The sequence below is a fragment of the Paraburkholderia elongata genome (assembly GCF_013177735.1).
GTDB classification, from domain to species: Bacteria; Pseudomonadota; Gammaproteobacteria; order Burkholderiales; family Burkholderiaceae; genus Paraburkholderia; species Paraburkholderia elongata.
Genome location: NZ_WOEZ01000203.1, coordinates 1 through 7345, shown reverse-complemented (window position 1 = coordinate 7345; position 7345 = coordinate 1). Strand labels below are relative to the sequence as shown.

At 60.4% G+C, this 7345-nt stretch carries 9 protein-coding genes and 1 pseudogene; 3 read left to right on the top strand and 7 right to left on the bottom strand.

Features of this window, described 5'->3' with window-relative positions:
- Positions 1-319: amidohydrolase family protein (locus tag GNZ13_RS36440; RefSeq protein WP_172173822.1), on the bottom strand; the 319-nt coding region annotated here is incomplete at its 3' end.
- Positions 316-606 (bottom strand): XapX domain-containing protein, encoded by a 291-nt coding sequence (locus tag GNZ13_RS36435; RefSeq protein WP_172173819.1) that lies wholly within the window; start codon positions 604-606, stop codon positions 316-318. The genes GNZ13_RS36435 and GNZ13_RS36440, both read right to left, overlap by 4 nt.
- A 727-nt stretch (positions 607-1333) precedes the next feature.
- Here GNZ13_RS36435 and GNZ13_RS36430 point away from each other — a divergent pair.
- Together GNZ13_RS36430 and GNZ13_RS36425 are read left to right on the top strand one after the other, a co-directional pair.
- Positions 1334-2020 carry a hydrolase gene (locus GNZ13_RS36430; RefSeq protein ID WP_172173816.1) on the top strand — a complete coding sequence of 229 codons (687 nt, stop codon included), beginning with the start codon at positions 1334-1336 and terminating at the stop codon, positions 2018-2020.
- A gap of 369 nt (positions 2021-2389) precedes the next feature.
- Complete coding sequence (locus tag GNZ13_RS36425; protein WP_172173813.1) at positions 2390-4153, top strand: FAD-dependent oxidoreductase; 1764 nt, start codon at positions 2390-2392, stop codon at positions 4151-4153.
- A 66-nt stretch (positions 4154-4219) separates the two neighbouring features.
- Here GNZ13_RS36425 and GNZ13_RS52990 read toward each other — a convergent pair whose 3' ends face one another.
- The 5 genes and pseudogenes from GNZ13_RS52990 to GNZ13_RS36400 form a co-directional block, all read right to left on the bottom strand.
- Entirely contained in the window at positions 4220-4420 is a 201-nt protein-coding gene (locus GNZ13_RS52990) for a hypothetical protein (RefSeq protein WP_236002353.1), read from the bottom strand.
- Positions 4421-4560: 140 nt separating this feature from the next.
- A pseudogene (locus GNZ13_RS36415) lies at positions 4561-5232 on the bottom strand (amidohydrolase family protein); the annotation flags it as partial.
- A complete protein-coding gene (locus GNZ13_RS36410) occupies positions 5229-5519 on the bottom strand; it encodes a DUF1427 family protein (RefSeq protein ID WP_172173810.1) in 291 nt (96 codons plus the stop codon). The pseudogene GNZ13_RS36415 and the gene GNZ13_RS36410, both read right to left, overlap by 4 nt.
- A gap of 192 nt (positions 5520-5711) precedes the next feature.
- Complete coding sequence (locus GNZ13_RS36405; protein ID WP_172173807.1) at positions 5712-6398, bottom strand: hydrolase; 687 nt, start codon at positions 6396-6398, stop codon at positions 5712-5714.
- A gap of 29 nt (positions 6399-6427) precedes the next feature.
- Complete coding sequence (locus tag GNZ13_RS36400; protein WP_172173804.1) at positions 6428-6769, bottom strand: carboxymuconolactone decarboxylase family protein; 342 nt, start codon at positions 6767-6769, stop codon at positions 6428-6430.
- A gap of 295 nt (positions 6770-7064) precedes the next feature.
- Here GNZ13_RS36400 and GNZ13_RS36395 point away from each other — a divergent pair.
- A partial coding sequence (locus tag GNZ13_RS36395; protein WP_328807350.1) for a helix-turn-helix domain-containing protein occupies positions 7065-7345 on the top strand: 281 nt, incomplete at its 3' end.

Sequence of the window (7345 nt, the reverse complement as noted above, 5' to 3'; positions counted from 1 at the left end):
TCACCTGGTGCCTGAGCATCTCCATCGCCGCGGCGAGCGAACGTACGCCGTCCCAGCGCAGTTCCATGTTGAAGTTCAAACCGCCGCGAATGATGTGAAGGTGGTTGTCGATGAGACCCGGCAACACGCGTTGCCCCTTCAGATCGATGACCTGTGTGGCATCGCCGGCAAGCGGCAGGATCTCGGCGTCGCTGCCTACCGCAGCGAACACACCGTTGCGGATCGCGACTGCGCTCGCTTGTGGATTACCTCTGTCGAGCGTCGTGAAGCGGCCATGATGAAGAATCAGATCGGGAGCGTTGGTCGTGGGGCTGCTCATGAGCGTTTCTCCGGTAAGTTCGCCGAGGCAACCCGCGCCGTATCGCCCGTATTGCGGCCAGGCAGCGAACCGAACATATGCTGGTTGCACTTCGACTGTTGCCATGCCACGTGAAAGCCGGTTCCAGCTAGCATCTGTTTGCCTACGGGAATGATCTGTTCACCCGCGAGAATGCCGAGCAGTCCCACGAGCGCGACGAGTGGCGGCGCTGGCGAGCGTACGTGGATCAGGCTGTAGATTGCGCCGACCAGCATGCCGGCGAGCAGGGAGAAGATATAGGCTTTCATCGGCTTTGACCCCTTGATATGGCGCCCATGACGGCCAGCGGGCGCACGTGATTGAGCGGGACGGCGCATTGACACGCCAGCGCGACAGCGAGTTGAACAAGTCAGGTGAATCGGCTGCCACGAGGCAGACGGCCTGGGCCGAAGCCAAGCATGACCGCCAGTCTGGAGTACGTGGTTCAAGCATTAATGAAAAGCGGAAGATCGCGAACGGGTCCGCGAAAAATAGCGTAGGTAATTTCAAACAGCATTGCCAGACGAAATGTTTCGAGGGGATGACGTGGAATACGAAGCGACGCTCAATGGCGGTATACGTCGTCGGCGAAATTGGCTTGGCGAGGCGTCTTTGAGATGTGTCGAGTGAAGTCTGGAAACATGTCGCGGGGCGCTTGATTCGTTTGACATTTCAATGTTTTCAGGCCGTCGCCGAGTCTGGTTCAAGACTTCGCATGGCGTGGATTGCTTGATTTCTCACCACCGGATTTCTAGTCTTAATCGACGACTGCCAGTGTTGCGGATCGAGGTCGGATAGGGTGCGACTCCCTCTCCCACGCGCGACGAATTCTTCGCGCGAAGCGCGTCTGCTGCGATGCCACAAAGGCAGGTTCTTGCGGGCCGTGTCGCGGCGGCAGTCAGTCATTTGTCCATGCTGTCGTTCTCGTGTTTCCTGGTCAAAGATGGCTGACCACTTGATGATGTTCACTCTATCGACCTACGGATGGATCAGATAATGAGCAATCCAAAACTGGAAGTCCTGACACCTGACAACTGTCAGCTGATTTTTATCGATCATCAACCGCAGATGGCGTTCGGCGTTCAGTCGATCGACCGCCAGGTGCTGAAGAACAATGTGGTGGGCCTTGCCAAGGCGGCAAAGGTCTTCAATATCCCTACCACCATCACGACGGTGGAGAGCGAGAGCTTCTCCGGTTTCACGTACCCGGAACTGCTGGATGTGTTTCCGGGACAGAAGGTGCTCGAACGCACGTCGATGAATTCGTGGGATGACCAGAAGGTGCGTGACGCGCTGGCCGCGAATGGCCGCAACAAGGTGGTGGTCTCGGGCCTGTGGACCGAGGTCTGCAACAACACGTTCGCGCTGTGCGCCATGAATGAAGGCGGCTACGAAATTTATATGGTGGCCGACGCATCAGGCGGCACGTCGAAAGACGGGCACGACTATGCCATGCAGCGCATGATCCAGGCCGGCGTCGTGCCAATGACGTGGCAACAGGTGCTGCTGGAATGGCAACGCGACTGGGCGCGCAGGGAGACGTATGACGCGGTAATGGCCATCGTCAGGGAGCACTCAGGTGCGTACGGGATGGGCGTGGACTACGCGTATACGATGGTCCACAAGGCGCCACAGCGCACAGCGGGTGCGCACGAAGCGCTCGCGCCGCTGCCCGCCAAGTAGTCTGTCGCAAACGGGCCGGATATTGGGCACTGCCCGTTCCGGCTTGAATCTGCACTGAACTGTCCCTGTCGCGCCCATTCGCCGGAGGCGCGTGTGGTCGCCCGCCTCGCCGATACGAAAACCACCTTCGAGAGCTACCAGAACTTGCTCGCCGATCCGGCGCCTCGGACGGTGTGGTGTACCGACGGCCGCCGCAAGGACCTGCGCGATGGCGCGCGCCCCGAGCAAGATTGGTGTTACCTATTTGCGGCATGTTGACGGCTAACCTATCTTGAATCACTGGACGGCATTTACCCCCTGGGTTATCCAAAAGGGCAGGGGCGTGGCTCTCCGCCGGCCGGTTCCAACGCGCGTAGTCAGAGGTTCACGATGAACAGCGACGCAGCTTCGCCACCGGGCGGGCCAGAAAACCAGACAGAAGTCGGCACGAACGGCGCCGATCGTTCTGCCGTGGCGGATGCGCAGACCCCAGATAGCACCCCGCGCTGGCATCAGATATTTCCGGTACTGACTGACGCCGAGATTGATCGGATCAATCGCTTTGGTGCGATACACAGCTACGCCGCCGGCGAATTCTTATATCGCGCGGGTGGCATGAGTCCAGGCATGTTCGTCCTGTTGTCGGGCACGATTCGATACACGGCACGCGACGGACTGGGCCATCGACGTTTGCTGCGCTCTCAGGCGAAACGGGGCGAATTCACCTCCGACGTTGGCATGCTTTCAGGCAAGCCCGGCCTTGTCGATGCTGAGGTTATCGAAGATGTTGTGGCGCTCGTGATTTCGCCGGAAAAGCTGCGTGCCCTGATGATCGGCGAGGCGGAGCTCGGTGAAAGGATCATGCGCGCGCTGATCCTGAGGCGCGTCGCCGCGATCGAGCGCGGGCAAGGGGCGGTGCTCGTTGGCCCGCCCGACAACGAGCGGCTCCTCGCGCTGCAACATTTCCTGCAGCGCAATGCTTACCCGCATATGACGCTTGACGAAAGCGGTGCCGATGCCATCGCGTTGCTCGAGCGCATGACGCCTCGACGCGATGACATGCCGCTCGTTGTCTGCCCGGATGGCACCGTGCTGCGCAATCCGGACGACGGGCAGCTCGCCTCGTGCCTGGGACTCATGCCGGAATTCGATCCCAGGCATGTTTACGACGTCGCGATCGTCGGCGCCGGGCCTGCTGGCCTGGCGGCAGCCGTCTATGCGGCATCCGAAGGCTTGTCAGTGGCCGTCTTCGATTTCCGCGCGCCGGGCGGCCAGGCAGGCACGAGTGCCCGCATCGAAAATTATCTGGGTTTTCCGACCGGCATTTCGGGGCAAGCGCTAGCCGGCAGGGCATTTAACCAGGCGCAGAAATTCGGCGCGCACATTGCGATTCCCGTCGAGGTGAAAGGCTTGCATTGCAGCGCATACCCGCTCGAGGTGGAGCTTGCCGGTTCGCGGCGCGTTGCGGCACGGACGGTAGTCGTCGCGAGCGGCGCGGAATATCGGCGTCCGGCAGTGAGCGGGCTTGGGCGCTTCGAAGGTCACGGCGTCTATTACTGGGCGACGTCGATCGAGGCCCGGCTTTGCCGCAGCGAAACCGTGCTGCTGGTCGGTGGCGGAAATTCAGCAGGACAGGCCATTGTGTTTCTTGCATCGCATGCTGCCCATGTTCATGTCCTAGTCAGGGGCCAGGATCTCGAACACAGCATGTCGCGCTATCTGATCGAGCGAATTGCCTCGTTGCCGAACGTGACGATCCATATGGGTTCTGAAATAACGGCCCTCGAAGGTGACGAACGGCTGGAGTCCGTCCACTATCGGCGACGCGATGGGGGTATAGAAAGTCTGAAGACGCATCACTTGTTCCTCTTTATCGGTGCCGACCCAAACACGAACTGGCTGCGCACGTGCGGGGTGTCGCTGGATCCGAGAGGATTTGTGTTGACCGATACCGACCTGGGAACACGAGCCAGCGGGCCCACGCTCCCGCTGCATACAAGTGTCGACGGCGTGTTTGCAATCGGCGATGTTCGATCGGGTTCCACCAAGCGCGTTGCAGGGGCCGTGGGCGAAGGGGCAGCCGTGGTCGCGCAGATTCACCGCTTTTTAGCCATGAAGCGCGCCGAAACACCCGCGCCTTCCATGCATGTGTAAGCCGCCTGTCGCGATGGGTTGCAAGGCTGGATATGTCGCGCGGACCTCTTTCAAATTTAGATGGCGTTACACCCGTATTGGAAAAGGCACGGACCGCTCAAACCGGGAACCAACGAGAATAGCAACGTATGCCATCAGCTTCATGAACACGCCCTGGCTGGAGCCTGCCGCTTCGGCGCCGATCAGCACGAAGTTGCCCGTGACGGGCGCCGCGCGCGCCACCAGCGCGGCGATCCAGTGCGGATTCCCTTGTGCGTGCGTGCTCATGTCAGACCGCCCAGCAGGCGCAGCCGAGCGCGCCCCAGAACGAACGCACGTCTGACGCCGGCGCGTTGCCCGACCAGGCGCGCGCGTGGTCGTGGCCATGCACGGCGCAACCATTCGCACAGCCGCAGGACGCCGCCGCCATCTGCTATGAAATGGCGCGTCGAATTGAGCTGATAGTCGAACGGCAGCTTCGGCCCCTTTGCCAGCGTCGCGTACAGGATCGACGCATTCGGTTTGGCAAGAAGCAGCCCCGTCGGGTTGCCGTCGCCGTCGCGCATGATCTGTCCGCCGGGCGGCTCCGGCGTGTCTTTCGTGTAGCCGACCACGCGCAGTGCCGCGGCGTTCAGCAACGCCCGGTCATAAAGATGCAGGATAAAGACGGGCGTCTCGGGTGCGACGGCATTCAACTCCTCGATGGTGGGCAGCCGCTTCTCGACGAACTGGTGTTCAGTGAAGCCGCCCACCACGCGGACCCATTGCGGTGGCGGCGTAATCGCCACCTGGCGCTTGAGCATGTTCATCGCGTCGGCGAGGGAGCGCACGCCGTCCCACCGCAGTTCCATATTGAAGTTCAAGCCGCCACGCACGACGTGCGTATGGTTGTCGATGAGCCCCGGCAGAACGGATCGTCCCTTCAGATCGATTACCTTTGTCGCCGTGCCGGCCAACGACATGACGTCGGCATTGTCGCCAACGGCCGTGAATTTCCCGTCCTTGATGGCGATCGCGCTCGCTGTCGGGTTCGCACGATTCAGCGTCGTGAAGCGGCCGTTGTGCAGAATCAGGTCGGGGGTTTTTGCGGAAGTGTTCATGAGCGGGTCTCCTCGTTGCCAGCAATCTTGCGAGCAGTCATGACGCGAGAAATGCCGTGCTGCAATGTGCCGGATGCTGCGGTCGCCTCGTCCGATGCGCGCGACATCGCTGCGTGAATGGCGGCGGAGAAATATTGCTTGCTGATGGGAACAAGCTGCTCTCCACCGAGAATGCCGAGCAGCCCGACCAGCGCAACGAGCGGCGGGGCCGGCGACCGTACACCAATCAGGTGGTAGATGACACCGACCAGAACGCCGGCACCTAGTGAAAACAGATAGAGTTTCATCGGTTAATCTCTCTTGCAGCTTGCTCACGACGGGATCGCTTGCGGTCGTTGCGGCTCCAGCACGGTGAAGCGGCCATCGGGCAGAATCAGATCGGGGCTGTCTTAACTGGATATCATGTGTACTCCTGATGGCCGGCGGCGCCTTGCCGCACGGCCGGAGTCTTGACATCAGTTGAGACAGTGGGTGGCCGATTACCTGGCCGGAACCGCGGGCACGATCTCGTGGTGACCAGCCGCGCGCTGTGGCGCCTTGTGCACCATCGTGTATGCGTAGTCCACGCCCATCCCGTACGCACCAGAGTGTTCCCTGACGACGTTCATGACGGCGTCGTACGTGTCGCGACGCGCCCAGTCACGCTGCCATTCGAGCATCACCTGTTGCCACGTCACGGGCACGACGCCGGCCTGGATCATGCGCTGCATCGCATAGTCATGCCCGTCCTTCGACGTGCCGCCCGAGGCGTCTTCGACCATGTAGATCTCGTAGTCGCCTTCCAGCATCGCGCTGAGTGCAAAGGTGTTGTTGCAAACCTCTGTCCACAGGCCGGAAACCACGATCTTCTTGCGTCCATTCGCAGCCAGCGCGTCACGAACCTTCTGGTCGTCCCAGGAGTTCATCGACGTGCGTTCGAGCACCGGCTGACCGGGAAACACGTCGAGCAGTTCGGGGTAGGTAAAGCCCGAGAAGCTTTGCGATTCGACCGACGTAATGGTGGTGGGAATGCCGAATAGCTTCGCTGCCTTGGCGAGACCTACCACATTGTTCTTCAGCACCTGCCGATCAATGGATTGGACGCCGAATGCCATCTGCGGTTGTTGGTCGATGAAAAGCAGCTGGGAGTTTTGCGGGGTCAGTACTTCAAGCTTGGGGTTGCTCATGATGGGTTCCTTTCAGTGTGTATGGGTGATTAGGCTTGCTTCAGTTTGTCGATGGCATCCAGCACGTGCGTGCTGTACGTGATGGCAGCGCCGGTGTTCAGGTTGATGGCGACACCCAGCGCTTCTGCGATTTCCGCATCGGACACGCCGAGCTTGACGGCCTCTGCCGAATGAAAGGCGATACAACCATCGCAGCGCGTGGTGACTGCGACGGCCAGCGCGATGAGCTCACGCGTCTTCGCGCCGAGATGGTTCGTGTTGGCGCCCGCACCAGCGATGAGGCCAAAACCGCGAAGGGTGTCCGGCGTGCGTGTGGACAGTTCCTTGAGGCGAACATTGATGTCCTGAATCGTTTCTTTCCACTCAATCATGAGATGACTCCAATAGGGATACATGGGGAGCAGGCGCACGAGCGGGCCACTCAACCGGCCCACGGTTCGCCCCGCTTCGGATCGATGTGATTCATCGGCTCCGGGCGTCAACGAATTGACTGAGATGAATGCTAGTCGCGGCCGTGAAACGCGTCCTTGAAATACGTTCTGACCTTGCAAAAAATCTGTTATCTATTTGATTATTATAGACTTTTGATGTACTATCCAAGCGAACGAATAGGCATGTAACGACCATCACCCCTGCTAGCGGTTGGCGAACATGAGGTTGGCGAACATGAACCTTGTTGAGATGCTTCAGGCCGCCGGCATCGACGGAAACAAGGCCGACTTCTATCTGGCCTCGCTGGAACTCGGCGAGTCCACCGTCGCTTCGATCGCCCAGAAGGCGGGCATCGGCCGCACCAATGCATACGAAGTGCTCGACCGGTTGCTCGCCGACGGACTCGTCGCGACCGTGCAGAAAGGCGCGCGCAGCTATGTGATTCCGCAGGATCCGATCGCGCTGCTCAGGCGTATCGAGGCGCAGCGTCAGCTCGTTCAGGAAGTGCTCCCGCG

Excerpts from the sequence above, each read along its gene's own strand:
- GNZ13_RS36435 (WP_172173819.1), bottom strand. The coding sequence starts at position 606 with ATGAAAGCCTATATCTTCTCCCTGCTCGCCGGCATGCTGGTCGGCGCA.
- GNZ13_RS36430 (WP_172173816.1), top strand. The coding sequence starts at position 1,334 with ATGAGCAATCCAAAACTGGAAGTCCTGACACCTGACAACTGTCAGCTG.
- GNZ13_RS36425 (WP_172173813.1), top strand. The coding sequence starts at position 2,390 with ATGAACAGCGACGCAGCTTCGCCACCGGGCGGGCCAGAAAACCAGACA.
- GNZ13_RS52990 (WP_236002353.1), bottom strand. The coding sequence starts at position 4,420 with ATGAGCACGCACGCACAAGGGAATCCGCACTGGATCGCCGCGCTGGTG.
- GNZ13_RS36410 (WP_172173810.1), bottom strand. The coding sequence starts at position 5,519 with ATGAAACTCTATCTGTTTTCACTAGGTGCCGGCGTTCTGGTCGGTGTC.
- GNZ13_RS36405 (WP_172173807.1), bottom strand. The coding sequence starts at position 6,398 with ATGAGCAACCCCAAGCTTGAAGTACTGACCCCGCAAAACTCCCAGCTG.
- GNZ13_RS36400 (WP_172173804.1), bottom strand. The coding sequence starts at position 6,769 with ATGATTGAGTGGAAAGAAACGATTCAGGACATCAATGTTCGCCTCAAG.